1 pseudogene is annotated in these 594 nt (G+C 47.4%); it reads right to left on the reverse strand.

The features are described 5' to 3' along the window. Nucleotides 1-248 (reverse strand): annotated as a pseudogene (locus IR173_RS18330) (VapE domain-containing protein); the annotation flags it as partial. Between the last annotated feature and the right edge of the window lie 346 nt (nucleotides 249-594).

The raw sequence follows: 594 nt of genomic DNA on the forward strand, positions 1-594 counted from the left end.
ATGGCCTCCAGACTGAGCGAGTTCATCCACCGTTCGTCCACCTTGGCGTAGCGCAAGTGGTCATCGGGAATTCTGTGTTCCACGCCCGCCACCTCGGTTTCCTCGGTCAGCACGTTGAACCGGAAGCGGTAGCGGGAGGTAAGGAAAGCGGTCACTTCCTGCATCAAGGAGCGTGATTTCGCCTTCTTAACAGCTTTTTCCGAAGATATTAGCGCGGCTTCCTTTTTAATATCTTTCGAGGACTTCACTCCGAGTTCCTTTCGGATATCTTCCAAANTTAACAGCTTTTTCCGAAGATATTAGCGCGGCTTCCTTTTTAATATCTTTCGAGGACTTCACTCCGAGTTCCTTTCGGATATCTTCCAAAGATGTTGGTTCGACTTCCTTTTTAATGTCTTTCGAGCCTACAGTATTCATAACCTCCCAAACACTTCCCAATTGTACAGACTCCTCCTCTATTTCTTCTGTTAAGTTTGTCGGACATCCGGGAAAACCGTTTCTGCTTTCCGACAAATTTCCCTTGCCGTTTTCAGCAAGAAGAACCTGTGACTTGTCCACTTCCTTCACCCCTTCTTCATCGGAAACGATGTAGTG

It is taken from the genome of Phocaeicola faecalis (genome assembly GCF_021730445.1).
In the GTDB taxonomy this organism is placed as follows: domain Bacteria; phylum Bacteroidota; class Bacteroidia; order Bacteroidales; family Bacteroidaceae; genus Phocaeicola; species Phocaeicola faecalis.